The organism is Roseateles chitinivorans, from assembly GCF_002761755.1.
Lineage (GTDB): Bacteria > Pseudomonadota > Gammaproteobacteria > Burkholderiales > Burkholderiaceae_C > Roseateles > Roseateles chitinivorans.
Genome location: NZ_PEOG01000234.1, coordinates 1 through 427, shown reverse-complemented (window position 1 = coordinate 427; position 427 = coordinate 1). Strand labels below are relative to the sequence as shown.

1 protein-coding gene is annotated in these 427 nt (G+C 65.6%); it reads right to left on the bottom strand.

The features are described 5' to 3' along the window. On the bottom strand, window positions 1–267 hold a 267-nt coding region (locus CS062_RS25515; protein ID WP_199174390.1), incomplete at its 3' end, for a hypothetical protein. Window positions 268–427: the final 160 nt, after the last annotated feature.

Here is a 427-nt window from a genome sequence, read left to right as displayed (position 1 = left end):
TCGTCGGTAGCCGGAGGCGACCGTGCGCATCAACTCCATGACCCGGTTGAGGACGTTGAGATTCTGCAGCAGAGCGGTTTTGCCATCGATCGAAAAGTCCTCACGTCGGCGCTGCATCGCGAGAATGTGGTGCGCTTGCGGTTCGGGGGTCGCGGTGAGGAACGCGGTCCACGCCTCGGGCGACCCGGTGAGGGTCACCGCCGGTGCGGACTCGCCGGCATCCGCGACGGCGATCGTGGAGCCGCAGATCCGATAGTTGCGGTCCACGCGACCGTCGGTCAACCGCAACACCACGTCCGTCCACCGACTGATGAGCCGGAACTCCGCATCGTCTGAGACCACGGCCAGCCACTGTGGTTCCCAAGCCGTGTCGAACCCTGTCACTCGGCGGCACCCAGGAACTGGGGGTCGTCAATTGCGGCGACGA